The sequence below is a fragment of the Microbacterium terrisoli genome, from assembly GCF_030866805.1.
Lineage (GTDB): Bacteria > Actinomycetota > Actinomycetes > Actinomycetales > Microbacteriaceae > Microbacterium > Microbacterium terrisoli.
Genome location: NZ_CP133019.1, coordinates 2,720,322 through 2,740,397, shown reverse-complemented (window position 1 = coordinate 2,740,397; position 20,076 = coordinate 2,720,322). Strand labels below are relative to the sequence as shown.

The following is a 20,076-nucleotide window of genomic DNA, read 5'->3' as shown; positions in this document are numbered from 1 at the left end:
GCAGCGGCGCCGCGGACTAGGCGAACAGCTTCTGCAGGCGCTGCACGCCCTCCAGCAGCTGGTCGTCGCCCAGCGCATACGACAGGCGCAGGTACCCGCTGGGGCCGAAGGCCTCACCGGGGACGACGGCGACCTCGGCCTTCTCGAGGATGAGATCGGCCAGCTCGAGCGAGGTTGTCGGGGTCTTGCCCGCCCACGTGCGGCCGAGCACTCCCCGCACGTCGGGGTACACATAGAACGCTCCGTGCGGTGTCGGCACGGTGAACCCGTCGATCTTCGACAGCTCGGCCACGATCAGCCGACGACGCCGGTCGAACGCCTGGCGGAACTGCTCCGGCTCGTCCTGCGGTCCGGTCAGGGCCGCGATCGCGGCGCGCTGGGCGATGTTGTTCACGTTGCTGCACAGGTGCGACTGCAGGTTGCCGGCGAGCTTGATGGCCTCGCGCGGACCGACCATCCACCCCAGACGCCACCCGGTCATCGCGTAGGTCTTGGCGACGCCGTTGACCAGGATCGTCTGTGCGGCCACGTCAGGGGCGGCCTCCACGATCGAGGTGGCGGCCACCCCGTCATAGGTGAGGTTCTGGTAGATCTCATCGGAGATCACCCAGATTCCGTGCTCGAGGGCCCACTCGCCGATCGCGCGCGTCTCGTCGCGGGTGTACACCGAGCCGGTCGGGTTGGATGGCGAGACGAACACCAGCGCGGTGGTGCGCTCGGTGCGCGCGGCCTCGAGCTGGTCGACGGTGACCTTGTAGTCCTGGTCGGCACCGGCGAACACCTCGACCGGGACGCCGTCGGCCAGGCGGATCGCCTCGGGATAGGTCGTCCAGTACGGCGCCGGCAGCAGCACCTCGTCGCCGGGGTTCACGACGGCCTGGAAGGCCTGGTAAACGGCCTGCTTGCCGCCGTTGGTGACGATGATCTGAGAGGCGTCGACGGCAAGGCCCGAATCGCGCAGCGTCTTGGCGGCGATCGCCGCGCGCAGTTCGGGCAGGCCGGCCGCGGGCGTGTAGCGGAAGTTCTTGGGGTCGCGCAGCGCGTCGGCTGCGGCATCCACGACGAACTGCGGGGTCGCGAAGTCGGGCTCGCCGGCGGCATACGAGATGACGGGCTTGCCTTCGGCTTTGAGAGCCTTGGCCTTCGCGTCCACCTTCAGCGTCGCGGACTCGGCGATGGCACTGAGTTTTCTTGAGAGCGAGTACTTGCGGGACAGGGGTGCGCGTTCGGTCACGCGTCCAGCGTACTCGCCGCGCGCCGTCGTCGTCAGCCGCGCAGAGGCGGGATGCCGCCTCTCACACGGCAGATTTCCGTACCTGACACTGAGTCTCGCGTAGACTGGCGCGCAGTCCCATACCTGAGGAGTCCGCCATGGCCGCCGAGACCGCCTATGTTCCCCCCGTCGCCGACTACGCGTTCCTGTATCGCGACGCGTTCGGTCTTGATCTGGTCGCCCGCGCGACCGGCGGCGAGCTGACCGCCGATGACGCCGTGGAGATCATCAGCGGCGCGGGCGAGTTCGCCGCATCGGTGCTCGCACCTCTTCAGACCGTGGGCGACCGCGAGGGTGCGCGCCTCGTCGACGGCGCCGTGCGTCTGCCCGACGGGTACGCCGAGGCGTACCGCGCGTTCGTCGAGGCGGGCTGGGTCACCGCCGAAGCGCCGGTCTCAGCCGGCGGCGACGGTCTGCCGGGGGTGGTCCGGGCGGGGCTGGGCGAGCTGTGGAACGGGTCGAACGCCGCGTTCGCGCTGTGCTGGCTGCTGACTGCCGGGCAGATCCATGCGCTGGATGCTGCAGCATCCGACGCTCTGCGCGAGACGTATCTGAGCAAGCTCGTGTCGGGGGAGTGGACCGGGACGATGAACCTCACCGAACCCGACGCGGGCACGGACCTCGGCGCCATCCGCACGGTCGCGGCCCCGCGCGGCGACGGCACCTGGTCGATCAAAGGGCAGAAGATCTTCATCACGTGGGGTGACCACGACATCGCCGAGAACATCGTGCATCTCGTGCTCGCGCGCACTCCCGACGCTCCGGCCGGCGCGAAGGGCCTGTCGCTGTTCGTCGCCCCGCGTCTGCTCGTGAACGAGGACGGCACGCTGGGAGAGCGCAACGCGATCGAGACCGTCGCGATCGAGCACAAGCTCGGCATCCACGGCAGCCCCACCTGCGTGCTCTCCTATGAGGATGCGACCGGCTACCTCGTCGGCGAAGTCGGCGGCGGACTTGCCGGGATGTTCGTCATGATGAATTCCGCGCGCACCGGCATGGGGTTCCAAGCCACCGGCATCGCCGACCGCGCCTACCAGCAGGCCGCAGCCTATGCCGCGCAGCGCCTGCAGGGTGCCGTCATGGACCGCCCCGCGGGCACCCCGATCGCCGAGCACCCGGACGTGCGGCGTCTGCTGCTGTCGATGCAGAGCCAGATCTTCGCGATGCGCGCCCTGGGCGTGTACGTCGGCGACCTGTTCGACCGAGAGCAGACGGCACTGGCCGAGTTCTTCGTGCCCATTCTGAAGGGCTGGACGACCGAAGATGCGGTGACCGTCACCAGCGAGGCCCTCCAGGTGCACGGCGGCATGGGCTTCATCGAAGAGACCGGCGCCGCCCAGCACTACCGCGACGCGCGCATCATGCCGATCTACGAGGGCACGACCGCCATCCAGTCCAACGACCTGGTCGGTCGCAAGGTGATCCGCGACGGCGGGGCGACCGCCGAGGCGCTGTTCGCGCAGATCGAGGCGACCGTGGAGACACTGCGCGGCCTCGAGCATCCCGTGGCCGCCCGCACAGCCGAACGCGTCGCACGGGCCGTCGAGGCATCCCGTCGCGCCACCGCGGACCTGCTCGCCTTCGGCTCCGGCCGCGACGCCTACGCGGTCAGCGTGCCGTACCTCATGCAGCTGGGCACCCTCGCCGGTGGGTGGATGCACGCGCTGGCCGTGGCGGCCGTGCTCGCCCATGGCACGCTGACCGACGAGGATGCTGCGCGCCTCGCGTCGGCGGACTTCTACGGCGCACACCACCTGCCGCGTGTGCACATGCTCGCCGAGACGGTGGCCGGGGGCGAGATCGTCTGATCCGCGTTGCCGTCCCGTGTCGCGTGGGATAGGCTCCGCGGAAATCGAGGAGGCGGCATGCGCGCGCTGCGGGCCACGCGGGGGTCGGCGCTGGGGCTGACGGCACGGCTGACGCTGGCCTTGGCGCTGGGTGCTGCCGCGCTGCTGCTCGCGGGATGCGCGGGAACAGTCGTGCCTCCGGGCGCCACCGAGAGGCCCGCGAGCCCCACGGCGAGTCCGTTCGCCGAGATCACGTGCGACCCGGCGGCTGCAGGCTCTGCCGCCACACGTGCACCGGTCGGATTCGACCCTGTCGTCGTGGTGCGCTGCAACGGGTTCGCACAGCACGACGATGTGCGCGGCACGTGGTCGGGCACGCAGCTGACGAGCTTCGAGGGCGACCTCGAGCCGCTGCTGACGGCGCTTGCGGCGCCCGACGCGCCCCGCACGAGCGGCGCCTGCTCGGCGATCGGATTCGCCGGCCCGATCCTGTGGCTGGGCGACGGCGCGGACCGATTCATCCCGGTCGCCTACCCAGTCGACGAATGCGGGATGCCTCGCACCGACGCCGTGTTCGCAGCGCTTTCGACCTTGACCGTTGCGGGAGAGGAATTCAGACCGCGCGACCTGGTCGACTCGTCGGCCGCGCGCGCAGCCGGATGCCCCTCGACCGGTCAGATGCTCAAGGCTCTGGGCGCGGTCGCGACCACTCCGCGGCTTCCCGCACCGGGTCCGTTGACGGTGTGCCGGTATGAGGCCGAGTCGATGCCGTCCGAGGCGCCGGAAGCCTCGAGCTCCGCGCCCGCGTTCGTCGACGCTCGCACTCTTGACGCCGCGGCGGCCCGCGCGGTGCTGGCTGCAGCATCCACCGCGACGCCGGCACCGGCGTGCGGCGCCGAGGCATCCCGCATCGTCGCCCTCGTGCCGGCCGCAGCGCACGACCACCCGATCATCGTGGAACTCGATGGATGCCGCCATTTCAGCGACCTCGACTACCGCGCGTTCGAAGTGCCTGACGCGTTGATCGGGCTGTTGAAGGGGTGAGCGGCTGACGCCGTGGCGTGGTGGCCGGCTGATGTACCACGCACGGTTGACGGGCCACGTACGGCTGGCGTGCCATGCGCGGCCCGGCGCGGCGCGGTGTTCAGAAGGGTGGGTCGTCGCTGGGGTCGGAGGAACCGCGGGGTGTCGCTGCGGGTTGTGCCGGGGGTTCGGGGAGCCCGAGTTTGTCGTGGAGGAGTCGGCGGAACGCGTCGTTGGGGTTCGTGGTGTGGTGTCCGGTGGGGTACCGGATCTGGATGGTGCCGTCATCGCGCCGGTGATGTTCCAAGAGGGTGACGTCTTTGAGTGTGTGGTCGGGGTCGCAGAGGGGGTCGAGGTTGGTGATGTCGGTGGTGCCGCGGGCGGGGCCGTGGTAGGCGCAGTGGTGGTCGATGTCGGCGTTCAGGGCGAGGCGGTGGCAGCCGTCGCGCAGGCAGGTGCCGAAGGTGAGGGCCAGCCACGCGCGTTGCGCGGCCGTGGCTGTGCGGGATCGGCGGTCCATGTCCAGGATGACCCCGGTGACCGGGTCGGTGATCACCCGGGTGAATACGCCGGCCTCCAGCAGGATCTGCCGTGCGGTGGCGTCGTCGATGGTGCCCTGCCCGGGGATCAGGCAGTCCCGGTTCAGATCCAGCCCCGCGGGCGGTGCGGTCCCGGTCCCGGCCTTGGTGTTGCGGGGGCGGACGGTGCTCTGGGCTGTCGGGGTGAGTTTGTTCAGCGGGATGGTGACGAACACTTTCGTTGTCACGATCGGGTGGTCGGTGTCTTCCCGGGTGAGCAGGGCGGTGGCCAGGTCCGCGCGGATCTGTTCCCGGGTGCGTCCGTCCCGTTCCCGCTCGGTCATGTTCTTGGCGGTCGCGGTCAGGGAATGGTCGATGGCGTGCGCGGTGCGGGTGGGCATCAGCAGGTGCAGCCACGACATCCCATCATCGGCGTCTTCGACGTACACGCAGCGTTTCGCGTGCGCGTCGGTGTGCCGGTCGGTGCGGGTGCGGGCGGTGAGCTGGTCGGCCAGCTCCCTCGCTTTGCGTTTCGTGTAGGACGCGGAGGCGCCCACCCCGACCTTCGTCATCACCTCGTCGAAGATGGTCAGCAGGTCGGGGCAGGCGGCGAACGCGTCGGCCTGGGCGAGCATGCCGTTCACGTGCGCGATCGTAAGCAGGCCCTCCCGGGCCGCGTGCCACGCGCGGGGCAGGTCCTGCCGGGCACGGTCGGCGGTCCCGGCCAGGGACCGGACCCGGTGTTCGGTCAGACACAGTCGGGACGCGGCCTCCCCGGCCGCGCACCGCACCGCGAGCTCGCCTTCCCCGCCCAGCAGCCCGACCGGGTCACGCCGCCGGGTGCGGTCCAGTCTCTTGCCCAGCGGATCATCCGCGTCCACGTCCGCCCGAACATAGACCTCCGGGTTGTTCCGCGCGAACGCGAGCGCATCGGCGAGCGCCTCACACCGGGCCGCGTCCCGCCGGTTCGACTCGTACTGGACCGCCTCGGCATCCTCGAACAACGCATTGAGCACGAACACGTCGTCCACGCGTACGGTGTCGGTGTGCTCGAGAAGATCCATACCCGAAGACTAGCACAAAGCTACGACATCAAGAAGAGGATAGATTCGAATATCTGTCATTCTCACTCGCGCAGCAGGGCCGGGCCGAAACACCGTCCGGCCCGGCCCTGCGCACGCATCACGTCGCGCGCCTCAGTCCGCTCCCGCGCGACTCACGCGCCCCGCTCGACGAGATGCCGCGAGTAGGCGACGGTCGTCAGGAACGGCGGGAACTCGTCGCGCAGCGCCACGTCGCGGAACACGTCTGCGGCGTCGTCGAAGCGGTCGCCGTCGAACCGGTCCGCCGACGAGAGCACGTCGTCGACCAGCTGCGACACCCACGCGCGCGTGATCGGAGTGGCCTCGGCGGTCTCGCGCTCCTGATGGATCCACTGCCAGATCTGCGACCGAGAGATCTCGGCGGTCGCGGCATCCTCCATGAGGTTGTCGATCGCGACCGCCCCCTGTCCGCGCAGCCACGCCTCGATGTAGCGGATGCCGACCGACACGTTGCCCTGCACTCCCGCCTCGGTGATGGGGCGTCCGATGTGCAGGTCGAGCAGCTGCCGCGCCTGGACCGACACGTCCTCGCGAAGCCGGTCCACCTGGTTCGGCCGGTCGCCCAGCACGGCGTCGAACTCGACCTGCGCTGCCGGGATCAGGTCGGGGTGGGCCACCCAGGTGCCGTCGAAGCCGTCGCCGGCCTCGCGCTTCTTGTCGGCGGTCACCTTCTCGAGCGCCCGGGTGGTGATCTCCGGGTCGCGCCGGTTCGGGATGAACGCGCTCATGCCGCCGATGGCATACGCTCCGCGACGGTGGCAGGTCTGCACGAGCAGTTCGGTGTATGCGCGCATGAACGGCACGGTCATGGTCACCTCGCTGCGATCGGGCAGCACGAATCGCGCACCGCGGCCGCGGTAGTTCTTGATGATGGAGAAGATGTAGTCCCAGCGCCCCGCGTTCAGGCCCGCGCAGTGATCGCGCAGCGCATAGAGGATCTCTTCCATCTCGAACGCCGCCGGCAGCGTCTCGATCAGCACCGTCGCCCGGATCGTGCCGTGCGCGAGCTGGGAGTACTGCTCGCTGAAGGTGAACACGTCGTCCCACAGCTGCGCCTCTTCGGCGCTCTCGAGCTTGGGCAGGTAGAAGTAGGGACCCGCGCCGCCGTCGATGAGCGCCTGCGCGTTGTGGAAGAAGTACAGCCCGAAGTCGACCAGCGATCCCGATGCCGGCTGTGTGCGTCCGGCACGGTCGGTGAAGCGCATGTGCTCTTCGGGCAGGTGCCAGCCGCGCGGCCGCATCACGATCGTGGGCGTGTGCTCGGCGGTCACCCGGTACTGCTTGCCGTCGGCGTTGGTGTGGCTGAGCTGCCCGCGGATCGCGTCGAACAGCGACAGCTGCCCCTCGATCACGTTGCGCCAGGTGGGGCTGGTGGCATCCTCCTGGTCGGCCAGCCACACCCGTGCACCGGAGTTGAGGGCGTTGATGGTCATCTTCGGATCGGTGGGTCCGGTGATCTCCACGCGCCGGTCTTCGAGCCCGGGCCCCGCTCCCGCGACGCGCCATGCGGGGTCCTCGCGGATGTGCGCCGTGTCGGAGCGGAAGTGCGGATCGTGTCCGTTGCCGATCTCGAAGCGGCGGCGCATGCGCTCGGCCAGCCGGTCGTGGCGCCGGTTGTCGAACCGGTCGTGCAGCGCGGTCAGGAACGCGAGCGCTTCGGGGGTCAGGATCCGCTCGTAGCCCTCGCGCTGCGGGCCGTCGACGATCAGTTCGGGCTGGTGGGTGGTGGTGGGGATGGGAGAGGTGGTGGGCGGTGCGCCCGTCGTGATGGTCATCATGTGCTCCTGCGGAAGAAGAGAGAAGGGTCGGATGCCTCGGCCCGAGGGATTCGGCGGGGCCGAGGCATCCGTGACCGGGGTCTCCGGTCGGTCTGGAGGGTCCGTGTCGGACCGGGCTGTGCGGGGCCGGGGCGGGGGACGGTCGCTCGGCGCGGCCGCCTCCGCACGACCGCTCAGTGGAACTGCGCGGCCTCGGTCGAGCCGGCCAAGGCCAGGGTCGCGCTGACCGGGTTCAGCGCGGTGGAGACCGCGTCGAAGTAGCCGGTGCCCGCCTCACGCTGGTGCTTGGTGGCGGTGTACCCGTCGGCCTCGGAGGCGAACTCGGCCTCCTGCAGCTCGACATAGGCGCTCATGGCGCGCTGGGCGTACCCCCGGGCCAGATCGAACATCGAGTGGTTCAGGGCGTGGAAGCCGGCCAGCGTGATGAACTGGAACGCGTAGCCCAGCTCGGCCAGCTCGGCCTGGAACGTCGCGATCTGCGCGTCGTCCAGGTGCCGCTTCCAGTTGAAGCTCGGCGAGCAGTTGTACGCGAGCTTCTTGCCGGGGAACTCGGCGTGGATCGCGGTGGCGAACTCGCGCGCCAGTTCGATGTCGGGCTCGCCGGTCTCCACCCAGAGCAGGTCGGCGTACGGTGCGAACGCCAGCCCGCGGGAGATGACCGGCTCGATGCCCGGCCGCACCCGGTAGAAACCCTCGGCCGTGCGCTCGCCGGTGAGGAACGGCCGGTCGCGCTCATCGACGTCGCTGGTGAGCAGGTCGGCGGCCAGTGAATCGGTGCGGGCGATCTGGATCGTGGGAACACCGGCCACGTCGGCGGCCAGTCGTGCCGCGTTCAGGGTGCGGATGTGCTGCTGGGTGGGCACCAGGACCTTGCCGCCGAGGTGGCCGCACTTCTTCTCGCTGGCCAGCTGGTCTTCCCAGTGGATGCCGGCGGCTCCGGCCTGGATCATCGACAGCGCCAGCTCGTACGCGTTCAGCGGACCGCCGAAGCCGGCCTCGGCGTCGGCGACGATCGGGGCGATCCAGTCGCGGGTGACGTCGCCCTCGGCGACTTCGAGCTGGTCCTGACGCAGCAGGGCGTTGTTGATGCGGCGCACCACCTGGGGCACCGAGTTGGCCGGATACAGCGACTGGTCGGGGTAGGTCTGCCCCGCCAGGTTCGCGTCGGCAGCGACCTGCCAGCCCGACAGGTAGATGGCCTTCAGCCCGGCGCGCACCTGCTGCACGGCCTGGCCGCCCGTATAGGCCCCGAGTGCGCGGACGTAGTCCTCGGTGTGGATGAGGTTCCACAGCGTCTCGGCTCCGCGGCGGGCCAGCGTGCTCTCTTCGCGCACCGAGCCGCGCAGCCGGATGACGTCTTCGGCGGTGTATGTGCGCTGGATGCCGTCCCAGCGCGGGTCGGTGTCCCACAGCTCCTGCAGCTGGGCCGCGGTCTGGACCTGGTCGCCGGCGCGGAGGGGCTGGGGGGTGACGTTCGGGGTCATGGCGTTCTCCTGACGGTGTCGGCGGATGCCGGGGGTCCGGCGTGTGACTCCACTCTGAGTGAAGGTCAAGGGTCGCTTCGACGGATTTGGACGTGAAGTTCGAGCGAATTTCTGTTTTTGTGAGAAGATCGCCAGATGACCGTCGCCGCTGAGCCCGAAAGCACCCCGTTCGTCACCGACGATGAGGGGGTGGATGCTCTGACCATCGGCCGTCGGATCCGCCAGGTGCGCACGGCCCGGGGGATGACCCTCGAAGAACTCGCGGCGGCCGTCTCGCGTGCGCCGAGCCAGCTCTCCATGATCGAGAACGGGCGGCGCGAGCCGAAGCTGACCCAGCTGCAGGCGATCGCCCGGGCGCTGGGCACGACGCTGGAGGCGCTGCTGGAGGCCGAGCCCCTCGACGAGCGCTCCGCGATGGAGATCGCCCTCGAGCGCGCGATGAGCGGGCAGACCTTCCGCACGCTGGGCATCGCGCCCTTCCGCATCGGACGGTCGGTTCCCGACGGCGTCCTGCGCGCCATGCTGGCGCTGCAGGGCGAGATCGACCGGCTCAAGGATGAGCGGTCGGCGACGCCCGAAGAGGCACGTCGGGCCAACCTCGACCTGCGCCGGCTCATGCGCACGCAGAGCAACTACTTTCCCGAGCTCGAGGCACAGGCCCGCGCCATCCTGGACGCCGTCGGTCACCCCGGGGGACCTCTGACGCAGCGCACGGCCTCCGACATCGCGGCGCACCTGGGGTTCACCCTGCACTATGTGCCCGACCTGCCCACCACCACGCGCAGCGTGGCCGACCTGCGCAATGGGCGGCTGTACCTGTCGAGCAGCCTGACGGCGAAGGGAGACTCGCGCACCGCGGTGCTGCAGGCGCTGTCGAGCCGGATCCTCGGGCACGCCGAACCCACCAGCTACGCCGAGTTCCTGCGCCAGCGCGTGGAAGCGAACTACCTGACCGGGGCGCTCCTGATCCCCGGGGCGCACGCAGTGCCCGTGCTGCAGGATGCGAAGAAGGAGCGGTCGATCTCGATCGAAGACCTGCGCGATGTGTACTCGGTGTCATATGAGACGGCCGCGCACCGGTTCACGAACCTCGCCACCGTTCACCTCGGCATCCCGGTGCACTTCCTCAAGGTGCACGAATCGGGCACCATCACCAAGGCGTACGAGAACGACGACGTGAATTTCCCGACCGACCGGCTCGGCTCGATCGAGGGCCAGATGTGCTGCCGCAAGTGGACCAGCCGCGAGGTGTTCGACATCCCCGACCGGTTCAACCCCTACTACCAGTACACCGACACCGGAAGCGGCACCTACTGGTGCACCGCACGCGTGCAGAACTCGAGTGAGGGCGCGCACTCGGTGTCGGTGGGGGTGCGCTTCGACGACACGAAGTGGTTCCTCGGGCGCGACACCACCAACCGCGGCGTCTCCAAGCACGCCTCCGAAGTGTGCTGCCGACGCGCGCCGGCCGAGCTCGAAGACGCCTGGCGCGGCAGTTCGTGGCCGAACGTGGCCACGCCCCGCACGCTGCTGGCGACCCTGCCCACCGGCGCGTTCCCCGGCATCGACGCCACCGACGTCTACGAGTTCTTGCAGGCGCACGCCCCGGCGTGACCTGTGCGCTCCGTGTGGCGGCGCGATCTACTTGGCCACGAGGGTCGTCTCGAACGCATACATGTCAGGCCGGTAGCAGTGCCGGCCGAACTCGATCGCGTGGCCCGACCCGTCGTAGGCGACGCGCTCCATGGTCAGCACGGGTCCGCCCTCGGCGATCTCGAGCAGCTTCGCTTCGTCGCCCCGGGCGCCGCGCGCGCCGATGCGCTGTTTGGCGACCCGGATCGCGACGCCGCGTGCGCGCAGGAGCTGATAGAGCCCGCGCTCCTCGAGCTGTTCTGTCGTGATGTCGGCGAACTCGACGGGCAGGAAGTTCTCCATGACCGCGACAGGGACGGCGTCGGTGCTGCGCTGTCGGCGCAGGTGGAGGACATCGGACCCGGAGGGGATCGCCAGGCCCTCGGCGACCCTGCCCGGTGCCGGCACGATCTTCTGCTCGAGCACGCGCGTGCCGGGAGTGTGGTGCGTGCTCTGCAGGTCCTCGTACAGGCTCGTCAGCTCGACCTGTCGTGTCACGCCGCTGCTGCCCTGAACGACCTGGGTGCCGATGCCGCGCCGCCGCACGAGCAGTCCCTTCTCGACCAGTTCCTGGATGGCGCGGCGCACTGTCGGCCGCGAGAGTCCCAGACGTTCGGCGATCGCGATCTCGTTCTCCAGGCGTGCGCCGGCGGGGAGGAGTGCCGATCGAATGGCGGATTCCAGCCGGCTCGAGATCTGGAAATACAGCGGGACGGGACCGGTGCGGTCGAGATCGGCGAACAGCTCGTCGGGCCACTGGCTCTTCTCTCGTGCCATGTGCGGGGTCAGCCCCTTCCTGCCATTGTGATAATGTCAGGACATAGTCAATCACAGGTCGGCTGCCGACTGTCCACTGAACGAGTGCGTGGAGCTCAACCGAAATGGCGTATGACCTGCTCGCGATCGGGCGTCTCGGCGCCGACATCTACCCCTTGCAAGACGGTGTCGGCCTGGAGGACGTCGAGACGTTCGGCAAGTTCCTCGGCGGCAGTGCGGCGAACGTGACCGTCGCCGCCGCACGGCATGGCCGTCGTGCGGCGCTCATCTCCGGCGTGGGGGACGATCCTTTCGGCCGATACCTGCTGCGAGAACTGACCCGGCTGGGAGTCGAGAACCGCTATGTGCGCACCGACCCGGTGTATCCGACGCCGGTGACGTTCTGCGAGATCTTTCCGCCTGATCGCTTCCCGCTCTACTTCTACCGCGAGCCGATGGCGCCCGATCTGGGCGTCGTGGCCGAAGAGCTGGACGCGGATGCCGTCCGGGATGCACGGGTGTTCTGGTTCACCGTCACGGGGCTGACGAAGCAGCCCAGCCGCGCCGCCCACCACGCGGCGCTCAAGGCTCGTGGTCGGCGCGAGCACACCGTCGTCGACCTCGATTACCGGCCCATGTTCTGGGAGTCGCCTGCCGAGGCATCTGCGCAGATCGCCCGCGTTCTTGACCACGTGACGGTCGCCGTCGGCAATCGAGAGGAATGTGAGGTCGCCGTCGGCGAGACCGATCCGCAGCGTGCCGCCGATGCGCTCATCGAGCGCGGCGTCGAGCTTGCCATCGTCAAGCAGGGGCCGCGCGGAGTGCTGGCCAAGACCCGAGAGCAGAGCGTGGAGGTGCCGGCGTATCCGGTGCGGGTCGTCAACGGCCTCGGCGCCGGCGACGCCTTCGGTGGCGCGCTGGTGCACGGCCTTCTGGAGGGGTGGGATCTCGAGCGCATCCTGCGCTTCGCCAACATCGCCGGTGCCATCGTCGCCTCCCGTCGCGAATGCTCCACAGCCATGCCCACCACGACCGAGGTCGAGGCGATCCTCGGTGGGGTGCACTGACATGCGGGATGGCGTCATCAACGCCGAGCGGTTCGCACAGCTGCGCGAGCTTCGCGCCACGCGCCCCGATCGCATCGCGGCAGCGCTTGTCGGCAGGGCGCGGCGCGACCTGCTGCGCGGAGACGGCCGACTGTTCATCGTCGCGGCCGATCACCCGGCGCGAGGAGCCCTGGCCGTCGGGTGCCACCGGACAGCGATGGCCGATCGGTATGACCTGCTCGAACGTCTGGCGATCGCGCTCAGCCGCCCGGGCGTGGACGGCGTGCTCGGCACCCCCGACATCGTCGACGACCTCGTGACCCTCGGGCTGCTGGAGGACAAGATCGTCGTCGGGTCGATGAACCGCGGCGGCCTGCACGGTGCGGCCTTCGAGATGGACGACAGGTTCACCGGCTACGACGTGGAGACCATGGTCGACTCGGGCATCGACGTCGCCAAGACGCTGCTGCGCGTCAACCTCGCCGATGCGGGCACGGCATCCACGCTGCAGAGCACTGCCGCCGTCGTCACTCAGGCAGCGCACGCGCGCCTGCCCATCATGCTCGAGCCCTTCATCAGCAGATGGGTCGATGGCCGCATCGTCAACGACCTGTCCACCGATGCCGTGATCCTCTCGATCGCGATCGCGTCGGGCCTGGGCGCCAGCAGCGCGTACACGTGGATGAAGCTGCCGGTCGTCGACGACATGGAGCGCGTCATGGCGGCGACCACGCTGCCGGTGCTGCTGCTCGGCGGAGACGCGGGCGACGATCTCGACGACACCTTCGCCGCGTGGGAGGCCGCACTGGCGCTGCCGGGCGTTCGGGGCCTGACCGTGGGGCGCACGCTGTTGTATCCGCGCGACGGCGACGTGGCCGCCGCGGTGGATGCAGCGGCAGCGCTCGTGCACGGCGAGATGCGCACCGGCACCGGAGAGCACCGAGCCGACTCGCAGACCGGACCGATCACGAAGGAACGAGTATGACCAGCACTCTGCCTGCCACCGACGCCACGATGCGCGCGGTCGTCAAGACCGGACCGGGACCCGAGAACGTTGTCGTCTCGACGGTGCCCGTGCCGCAGACTCCCGCGGGATTCGCCCGCGTGCACGTGATCGCCACCGGCATCTGCGGCACAGACGTCCACGTCGCGCACGATGAGTACGGCTATGAGGCCCCCGTGGTCATGGGACACGAGATCCTCGGGCGCGTCGCCGCGGTCGGCAGCGAGACGGATGCCGGCTGGGTCGGCACGCGGGTCGCCTGCGAGACGTACTTCTCGGCGTGCGAGAGATGCGACATGTGCCGGGCCGGACGCCGCAACCTGTGCACGCGGCGGCGCTCTCTCGGCTCGTTCGAGGACGGCGGCTTCGCCGAGCAGGTGGTGCTGCCCACGATGAATCTGCACGCGCTGCCCGAATGGCTCGGCGAATTCGACGGGGCGCTGTCGGAACCGCTCGCCTGTGTGGCGCAGTGCCTGATGGACCCGCCGGTGGTCGCCGCCGGTGACCGGGTGCTGGTGACCGGACCGGGAGCGATGGGGCAGCTGGCCGCGCAGGTCGCGAGCGCGCACGGCGGTCACGTGACGCTGTCGGGACTGGCCCGTGACGCCGAGCGGCTTCAGATCGCGCAGTCCCTGGGCATTCAGGTGACGACCGAACCGGTGGAGGAGGGCGCATTCGACGTCGTGCTGGAATGCTCGGGGAGTGCCGCCGGAGCCGCGACAGCGTTTCGGGCCGCACGGCGACGCGCGCGTTATGTGCAGATAGGCATCTTCGGTCGGGAGGTGTCGCTGCCCTTCGACGAGGTGCTCTACAAGGAGCTGACGGTCACGAGCGGATTCGCCTCGACCCCCACGTCGTGGCGACACGCGATGACGCTCATCGAACAGCAGCGCGTCCAGCTCGGCCCGCTGGTGACCCGACGTGTCGAGTTGGAAGACTTCGCGGCCGCGCTGCAGGCTGCCCAGTCGGGCGAAGGACTGAAGACGGTCGTCGTGCCGTCGCGCGCCTGACCGGGGCCCGGACGGAAGTATTGATGTCGAAGAGCGAGGAGATCTCATGGCAAAACCCCTGCGCGTGACCTGGATCATCGGCGCGACGTCGGGCGTCGGCCGGGCGTCGGCGCTTGCGCTGGCCGGCGCGGACCGGCACCTGGTGCTCAGCGGGCGTCGCGAAGCCGAATTGAGAGCGGTCGCCGACGAGGTGGCTTCGCTCGGCGGATCCGCGGACGTGCTCGCCGTCGACGCCTCGGACCAGAAGGCGATGGATGCCGCGACCCGGGCGGTCGCCACCGATCACGGCGACGTGGCAGAACTGCTCTTCTCGGCAGGGCTGAACGTTCCGAAACGCGCGTGGGCCGGGCTGCGGATGCCGGAGTTCCAGGCCGTCGTGGCGACGAACCTCACGGCCGCCGCCGGCGCCATCGCGGGAGTCCTGCCCGGGATGCGGCGGCGCGGCGCCGGGCGGGTCGTGGTGGTCTCGTCGTGGGCGGGGTGGACGTACGGGCGCGGCGCCGGCGTGGCCTATTCTGCGAGCAAGACAGCGCTGAAGTCGCTCACGGAGTCGTTGAACGATCAGGAGGGACCCGGTGGCGTCAGCGCGTGCCTGCTGTGCCCCGGTGACATCGACACTCCGCTGATCGACAATCGACCGGTCGTTCCGACGCGGGAGCAGCGAGACAAGATGCTCACCCCCGAAGACGTGGCGCGAGCGGTGCGATTCGTGTTCGAGATGCCCCGTCACGTCGCGATCAACGAGCTGGTCATCTCGCCGATCGAGAGCCACTCATACGGGCGGTGACGCCGGCGGGGGAGTGACGGCATCCACTTCTTTGAGCGTTTCGATGATGATCTCCCGCGCGAGCTCGGCCGCGCGCTCCGGGTCGCGCGCGTCGAGTGCGTCGGCGAGCGCGATGTGACGGTGCAGTGAGGCACGGGCCAGCCCCTGCGGGGAGTAGACCAGGGGGTTCGTCTCGCCGCGGATGCGCAGCAGCGCGGTCACCGTCTCGGCGAACTGGGCGAGCACGGCGTTCTCCGACCCTTCGAGCATGAGCCGATGCACCTCTTGATCGGCGCGGAAGTACGCGAAGGTGTCGTGGGCGTCCAGGGCGGTCTTCATCCGCGCGGCGGCGTCCTTCATCGCCGCCGCTGCGGCATCCGTTCTCCGCGTGGCCGCGAAGTACGCCGCCGCATGCTCGATCCCCAGGCGCAGCTCGAGAAGCTCTCGCATCTGTGTGAGCCGGTCGGGGCTCTGACCGCGCCAGCGGATGATGTACGGGCTCAGGAAGTCCCAGTTCGAGCGCGGGAGCACGCGCGTGCCTCGCTGCGGCCTGGACTGGATCAATCCGAGTGAGCTCAGGGTGCGCAGGCCTTCTCGCACGACCGGGCGGGAGATGTTCAGGCGCTCGCAGACCTGCTCGGCGAAGATCGTGTCGCCCACGGCGAGTTCGCCGTTGATGATGCGCTGCCCGATGTCTTCGACCACGCGCGAGTGCAGGTCGCCGCCACTGCTGGACCCTGCGCGCATCACGCGGGCGGACGGTCCGTGGCGTGGCGTCGACGGCACAGTTGCCCCAGTTTCAGCGGTTGACATCGGACAGAGCATATGCCTCATGCGGCAGCTGCGTGGCGAGCTTGCCCCCGCTGATGTCGATCAGGGCTCCGGTGATGTACGACGCGCGGTCGGAGGAGAGGAAGCAGACCAGGTTCGCGATGTCTTCCGGGCGACCCCAGCGGTGAAGCGTCAGAGTGCTCAGCAGCTCCTCCTGCTCCTGAGCGGGCCGTTCGGTGAAGTGGTTCATCTCGGTGGGGATCATCCCCGGCGCGTACGCGTTCACTGTGATCTCCCACGGCCCGAGCTCTCCGGCCAGCCCGCGTGTGAGCTGGACGACTGCGGCCTTCGAAGCGGCATAGACCACGCCGCCCACACGCGGGACGATCGCCGCGAACGAGGCGGCGTTGATGATCCGTCCCGACCGCTGCCGCTTCATCACCGGGATCACCGCCTTGCACATGAGGAAGGTGCCCTTCACGTTCACGTCCTGGACGAGGTCCCACCGCGCTTCGGCGACGGTCTCGATGACGCCCTCGTCGACCACTCCGGCGTTGTTGACCAGGATGTCGATGCGTCCGAGTGCCGCGACGGCATCGGCGATGACCGTGTCGATGCGGGCGGCGTCGCGGATGTCGCACGCGTAAGTGCGGGCCCGCGGGTCTATCTCGTGCAGATCGTGCGCGGTCGAGGCGAGCGCGGCTTCGGTGACGTCCAGCGCCACCACGATCACGCCTTCGCGAGCGAGGGACAGGCAGATCTCCTTGCCGATGCCGCGAGCGGCCCCGGTGACGATCGCCACCTTCTCGCTCAGGTCGATGTGCATGGCGCCACTCCTTCTCGGGCGATGCGGATGATCGTTATCTTGCCGTTATCGCCGATGATTCGTATGACTTATATGCTACCAACGAGGAGTCACCCTGTAAACGCGCTGTGCGCGCTCCTCCAGAACGCTGAAGGAAAGGTTGTGCAATGAAGCCCCATACCCTGATGAGGATCGCAGCGGTGGCCACCGCCACGCTGCTGACGGCCGGAATGGTCTCCGCGTGCAGCAGTGGCGGAGGCGGCGACAAGGCCGAATCCACGACGCTGAACGTCACCTTGGCCAACCACGTGTGGACGGACTCGCTGAAGAAGCGCATTCCCGACTTCGAGAAGGAGACCGGCCTGAAGGTCGTGGTCAACCAGCTCAGTGAGGATCAGCTCGCCGACAGCTACAAGGTGAAGCTGAACGCGGGGTCCGCCGACGTGGACGTGATGATGTATCGTCCGCTGCAGGTCGGCAAGCTGTTCGCGGCGAGCCACTATTTCGTGGATCTGACCAAGCACGTCTCCGACGATGCCACCTGGAACTGGAGCGACTTCCAGCCAGGACCGGTGAGCATCACGACGTACCAGGACAAGGTCGTCGGCGTGCCGATCGTCACCGAGAACGAGATCCTCTACTACCGCAAGGACCTGCTGCAGAAGGCGGGGCTGAGCGTCCCGACGACGATGGACGAGCTGCAGGCGGCGGCCAAGAAGATCAAGGAGCAGAATCCGGGAGTGGCCGGCTTCGTCTCGCGCACGCAGGCCTCGGCCGGTGTGACGCAGTTCTCCGGCTTCCTCTACAGCTTCGGCGGCGACTGGATGGATGCCGATGGCACGTCGACCGTCGGAACGGATGCCGCCAAGAAGGCCTACGCGTACTACGGCGGACTGCTGCGCGACTACGGTCCCGCGCAGGTGAACACCGACATGAGCTGGCCCGAGGCGATGGCGCTGTTCCAGCAGGGCAAGGCCGCCTTCGAGACGGATGCCTCCAGCCTGTACGACAACCTTGCCAACCCCGAGAAGTCCAAGGTGTCCGACCAGGTCGGCTACGCCGCGTTCCCGGCCGGCCCGGCCGGATCCAAGCCGTACAACGTCGCGGCATGGGCACTGGGCATCAACTCCGCCTCGAAGAACCAGGACAATGCCTGGAAGTTCATCAAGTGGGCCACCAGCCCCGAGATGACGCTGGCGCTGCAGGAGGAGGGCAACTCCGGTGCCCGCACGTCGGTGTGGGAGAACCCCGCCGCGACGGCCAAGTTCCCCGCCGAGCTGGTGAAGGCGATCGCTGAGAACGGCAAGAACGGCATCGGCTACGACCGCCCGCTGGTTCTGTCCGTCGCGCAGGCTCGTGAGATCGTCGGCGCGCCGTTCGTGGCGGCGATCACCGGTGGCGACTCGAATGCCGCCGCCGACAAGGCGAACACCGAGTTCCAGTCCCTGCTGGACTCCGAGAAGAAGTAGTCGGCCCAGTCTCGGTCAGGGCGAGGCGACGATCATTCGTCGCCTCGCCCCGACCGGAGACGGTTGCGATGGCAGGTGGTGCTATGACCGTTACATCCCCCCCTCGGCTCTCCCGACGGGAGACCGTGTCGCGGTGGGCGAATGATCACCGCAAGTGGTTGTTCGCCTCCCCGGCGATGATCTTCACGATCCTGTTGATCGCCTTCCCCCTGGGATGGACGATCTACCTCAGCTTCACCGACTCATTCGGCTCGGTGCGTGCGCCGTTCGACTTCGTCGGATTCGACAACTACGTGACGGCCCTCACCGACACGTCGCGGTTCTGGCCCGCCGTGCTGCGCACGCTGATCTTCACCGTCGGCGCGCTCGCCTTCGAGCTCGTCGCCGGCATGGCCATCGCACTGCTGCTCTGGCGCCCGTTCAAGGGACAGGCCTGGGTGCGTGTGGTCGTGCTGCTGCCGTTCGTGGCCACGCCAGTGGCGATCGCGATGATGTGGCGGCTGATCTTCGACCCGAACATCGGATTCGCCAACCAGGTGCTGGGATGGATCGGCATCCCTCCCCAGCCGTGGTTCTCCAGTCCCGAGACGACGCTGCCATCGCTGATCTTCGTGGATGTGTGGGAGTTCACGCCCATGATCGCCATCGTGCTGCTGGCAGGTCTCACGGCTTTGTCGGACGAGCCCGATGAGGCGGCACGGATCGACGGCGCGAACGCATGGCAGCGCTTCTGGCTGGTCACGCTTCCGCTGATGCGCCCGGTCGTGCTGGTGGCGATCATGCTGCGTGCGATCGACGCGCTGAAGACGTTCGACCTGCTCTACACCGTCAAGGGCCAGGGCGGAGGGTCGTTCCACGAGGCCGAGACGCTGAACATCTACGCGTACACGCTGAGCTTCCAATACAACAGCTTCGGGCTGGCCTCTGCCGTGCTGATCCTTTTCTTCCTGATGGTGCTGCTGTCGATGTGGTTGCTGACCCTGCGGCGAAAGGAGCGTACGAAGTGAGCACGACGACAGCCCCGGTGATCCGCCGCCGGCGCAAGAAGACCGCGTACCAGTCGTTCCGCGTCGTGATGCTTGTGCTGGTGGTCGTCACGTTCGTGGTGCCGCTGCTGTGGATGGTGGCCGCATCCTTCAAGAGCAACGTCGACATCCAGGACACCAGCCGACCGTTCACGTTCGTGCCGAACCTCGACAATTACGCCGAGGTGTTCGGCAACGACAACTATCTGCAGTTCGTCTTCAACAGCTTCATCATCGCGCTGTGCGCGGTGGTGATATCGCTGCTGCTCGGCGTGCCCGCCGCCTACGCGATGAGCCGGTTCAGCATGCAGAAGTCGGCGCTGGTCGTGCTGCTGGCACGCATCATCCCCGGTATCAGCCTGCTGGTGCCGTGGTATTACGTCTTCGCGAACCTCGGATGGGTGGGCAGCTACGGGGTGATGATCCTCTCGCACATGTTCATCCTGATCCCGGTGATCGTCTACATCCTGATGTCGTTCTTCGACTCCATGCCCCTGGAGCTGGAAGAGGCGGCACTGGTGGACGGGCTGACCCCGATCGGCGCGTTCTGGCGGATCCTGCTGCCGCTGTCGGTGCCCGGTGTGGCCACCGCGGCAATCCTCGCGTTCATCTTCTCGTGGAACAACTTCATGTTCGCCCTGGTGCTGACCGGCGCGCAGACGCGCACCCTCCCGGTGGCGGTGTTCGACTTCGTGTCCTACGCCAGCATCGACTGGGGCGCCATCATGGCCGCCTCCACGATCATGACGCTGCCCATCATCGTCATCGCGCTGTTCGCACAGCGCTACATCGTCTCCGGCCTCACCGCCGGTGCGACGAAGGGATGA

At 68.5% G+C, this 20,076-nt stretch carries 17 protein-coding genes; 10 read left to right on the top strand and 7 right to left on the bottom strand.

From position 1 onward, the window contains the following. Positions 1 to 16 precede the first annotated feature (16 nt). Positions 17 to 1,234, bottom strand: coding sequence for a pyridoxal phosphate-dependent aminotransferase (locus QU603_RS12375; RefSeq protein WP_308491686.1), 1,218 nt, complete (start codon positions 1,232 to 1,234; stop codon positions 17 to 19). Between the two features lie 137 nt (positions 1,235 to 1,371). Here QU603_RS12375 and QU603_RS12370 point away from each other — a divergent pair, with 137 nt between their 5' ends. Together QU603_RS12370 and QU603_RS12365 are read left to right on the top strand one after the other, a co-directional pair. Further along, a complete protein-coding gene (locus QU603_RS12370; RefSeq protein ID WP_308491685.1) occupies positions 1,372 to 3,081 on the top strand; it encodes an acyl-CoA dehydrogenase family protein in 1,710 nt (569 codons plus the stop codon). A gap of 57 nt (positions 3,082 to 3,138) precedes the next feature. Beyond that, positions 3,139 to 4,104 (top strand): hypothetical protein, encoded by a 966-nt coding sequence (locus tag QU603_RS12365; protein WP_308491684.1) that lies wholly within the window; start codon positions 3,139 to 3,141, stop codon positions 4,102 to 4,104. Between the two features lie 100 nt (positions 4,105 to 4,204). On the opposite strand, the gene QU603_RS12360 is transcribed toward QU603_RS12365, so the two are convergent. The 3 genes from QU603_RS12360 to aceA all read right to left on the bottom strand — a co-directional run bounded on the left by QU603_RS12360 (position 4,205) and on the right by aceA (position 8,966). Continuing rightward, on the bottom strand, positions 4,205 to 5,632 hold the full coding sequence (locus tag QU603_RS12360; protein ID WP_308491683.1) for a DUF222 domain-containing protein: 1,428 nt from the start codon (positions 5,630 to 5,632) through the stop codon (positions 4,205 to 4,207). Positions 5,633 to 5,817: 185 nt separating this feature from the next. Then, positions 5,818 to 7,479, bottom strand: a complete 1,662-nt coding sequence (gene aceB / locus QU603_RS12355) for a malate synthase A (RefSeq protein WP_308491682.1) — start codon at positions 7,477 to 7,479, stop codon at positions 5,818 to 5,820. A gap of 176 nt (positions 7,480 to 7,655) precedes the next feature. Continuing rightward, the gene (gene aceA / locus QU603_RS12350; RefSeq protein ID WP_308491681.1) at positions 7,656 to 8,966 is read right to left on the bottom strand and encodes an isocitrate lyase; all 1,311 of its coding nucleotides are present in this window, start codon (positions 8,964 to 8,966) and stop codon (positions 7,656 to 7,658) included. A gap of 135 nt (positions 8,967 to 9,101) precedes the next feature. On the opposite strand from aceA, the gene QU603_RS12345 reads away from it, so the two are divergent. After that, on the top strand, positions 9,102 to 10,580 hold the full coding sequence (locus QU603_RS12345) for a helix-turn-helix domain-containing protein (RefSeq protein WP_308491680.1): 1,479 nt from the start codon (positions 9,102 to 9,104) through the stop codon (positions 10,578 to 10,580). A gap of 27 nt (positions 10,581 to 10,607) precedes the next feature. Here QU603_RS12345 and QU603_RS12340 read toward each other — a convergent pair whose 3' ends face one another. Further along, positions 10,608 to 11,375 carry a GntR family transcriptional regulator gene (locus QU603_RS12340; RefSeq protein ID WP_308491679.1) on the bottom strand — a complete coding sequence of 256 codons (768 nt, stop codon included), beginning with the start codon at positions 11,373 to 11,375 and terminating at the stop codon, positions 10,608 to 10,610. A gap of 104 nt (positions 11,376 to 11,479) precedes the next feature. Between QU603_RS12340 and iolC the strand changes: the two genes are divergently transcribed. From iolC to QU603_RS12320, 4 genes are read left to right on the top strand one after another with little or no spacing between them, the layout of a single operon-like run. Continuing rightward, entirely contained in the window at positions 11,480 to 12,421 is a 942-nt protein-coding gene (gene iolC / locus QU603_RS12335; protein ID WP_308491678.1) for a 5-dehydro-2-deoxygluconokinase, read from the top strand. Between the two features lies 1 nt (position 12,422). Beyond that, a complete protein-coding gene (locus QU603_RS12330; RefSeq protein WP_308491677.1) occupies positions 12,423 to 13,385 on the top strand; it encodes a Cgl0159 family (beta/alpha)8-fold protein in 963 nt (320 codons plus the stop codon). Then, entirely contained in the window at positions 13,382 to 14,413 is a 1,032-nt protein-coding gene (locus tag QU603_RS12325; RefSeq protein ID WP_308491676.1) for a zinc-dependent alcohol dehydrogenase, read from the top strand. The genes QU603_RS12330 and QU603_RS12325 overlap by 4 nt, the downstream gene beginning before the upstream one ends. Positions 14,414 to 14,459: 46 nt before the next feature. Beyond that, positions 14,460 to 15,200, top strand: a complete 741-nt coding sequence (locus QU603_RS12320) for an SDR family oxidoreductase (RefSeq protein ID WP_308491675.1) — start codon at positions 14,460 to 14,462, stop codon at positions 15,198 to 15,200. Here the strand turns inward: QU603_RS12320 and QU603_RS12315 are convergent. Continuing rightward, positions 15,186 to 15,926, bottom strand: a complete 741-nt coding sequence (locus QU603_RS12315) for a FadR/GntR family transcriptional regulator (RefSeq protein WP_308494014.1) — start codon at positions 15,924 to 15,926, stop codon at positions 15,186 to 15,188. The two genes, QU603_RS12320 and QU603_RS12315, sit on opposite strands and share 15 nt — an antisense overlap. Positions 15,927 to 15,978: 52 nt before the next feature. Continuing rightward, positions 15,979 to 16,776 carry an SDR family NAD(P)-dependent oxidoreductase gene (locus QU603_RS12310; protein ID WP_308491674.1) on the bottom strand — a complete coding sequence of 266 codons (798 nt, stop codon included), beginning with the start codon at positions 16,774 to 16,776 and terminating at the stop codon, positions 15,979 to 15,981. Between the two features lie 164 nt (positions 16,777 to 16,940). Between QU603_RS12310 and QU603_RS12305 the strand changes: the two genes are divergently transcribed. The 3 genes from QU603_RS12305 to QU603_RS12295 all read left to right on the top strand — a co-directional run bounded on the left by QU603_RS12305 (position 16,941) and on the right by QU603_RS12295 (position 20,076). Next, positions 16,941 to 18,224: an ABC transporter substrate-binding protein gene (locus QU603_RS12305; protein WP_308491673.1), complete on the top strand. Its 1,284-nt coding sequence runs from the start codon at positions 16,941 to 16,943 to the stop codon at positions 18,222 to 18,224. Positions 18,225 to 18,400: 176 nt separating this feature from the next. After that, positions 18,401 to 19,231: a carbohydrate ABC transporter permease gene (locus tag QU603_RS12300; RefSeq protein WP_308491672.1), complete on the top strand. Its 831-nt coding sequence runs from the start codon at positions 18,401 to 18,403 to the stop codon at positions 19,229 to 19,231. Then, complete coding sequence (locus tag QU603_RS12295; RefSeq protein WP_308491671.1) at positions 19,228 to 20,076, top strand: carbohydrate ABC transporter permease; 849 nt, start codon at positions 19,228 to 19,230, stop codon at positions 20,074 to 20,076. The genes QU603_RS12300 and QU603_RS12295 overlap by 4 nt, the downstream gene beginning before the upstream one ends.

Bases quoted from the DNA above. Each gene is read 5' to 3' on its own strand.
- QU603_RS12365 (WP_308491684.1), top strand. From the start codon at position 3,139: ATGCGCGCGCTGCGGGCCACGCGGGGGTCGGCGCTGGGGCTGACGGCA.
- QU603_RS12305 (WP_308491673.1), top strand. From the start codon at position 16,941: ATGAGGATCGCAGCGGTGGCCACCGCCACGCTGCTGACGGCCGGAATG.
- QU603_RS12340 (WP_308491679.1), bottom strand. From the start codon at position 11,375: ATGGCACGAGAGAAGAGCCAGTGGCCCGACGAGCTGTTCGCCGATCTC.
- aceB (WP_308491682.1), bottom strand. From the start codon at position 7,479: ATGACCATCACGACGGGCGCACCGCCCACCACCTCTCCCATCCCCACC.
- QU603_RS12325 (WP_308491676.1), top strand. From the start codon at position 13,382: ATGACCAGCACTCTGCCTGCCACCGACGCCACGATGCGCGCGGTCGTC.
- QU603_RS12330 (WP_308491677.1), top strand. From the start codon at position 12,423: ATGCGGGATGGCGTCATCAACGCCGAGCGGTTCGCACAGCTGCGCGAG.
- QU603_RS12345 (WP_308491680.1), top strand. From the start codon at position 9,102: ATGACCGTCGCCGCTGAGCCCGAAAGCACCCCGTTCGTCACCGACGAT.
- iolC (WP_308491678.1), top strand. From the start codon at position 11,480: ATGGCGTATGACCTGCTCGCGATCGGGCGTCTCGGCGCCGACATCTAC.
- QU603_RS12315 (WP_308494014.1), bottom strand. From the start codon at position 15,926: ATGCGCGCAGGGTCCAGCAGTGGCGGCGACCTGCACTCGCGCGTGGTC.
- aceA (WP_308491681.1), bottom strand. From the start codon at position 8,966: ATGACCCCGAACGTCACCCCCCAGCCCCTCCGCGCCGGCGACCAGGTC.
- QU603_RS12370 (WP_308491685.1), top strand. From the start codon at position 1,372: ATGGCCGCCGAGACCGCCTATGTTCCCCCCGTCGCCGACTACGCGTTC.
- QU603_RS12300 (WP_308491672.1), top strand. From the start codon at position 18,401: ATGATCTTCACGATCCTGTTGATCGCCTTCCCCCTGGGATGGACGATC.
- QU603_RS12320 (WP_308491675.1), top strand. From the start codon at position 14,460: ATGGCAAAACCCCTGCGCGTGACCTGGATCATCGGCGCGACGTCGGGC.
- QU603_RS12310 (WP_308491674.1), bottom strand. From the start codon at position 16,776: ATGCACATCGACCTGAGCGAGAAGGTGGCGATCGTCACCGGGGCCGCT.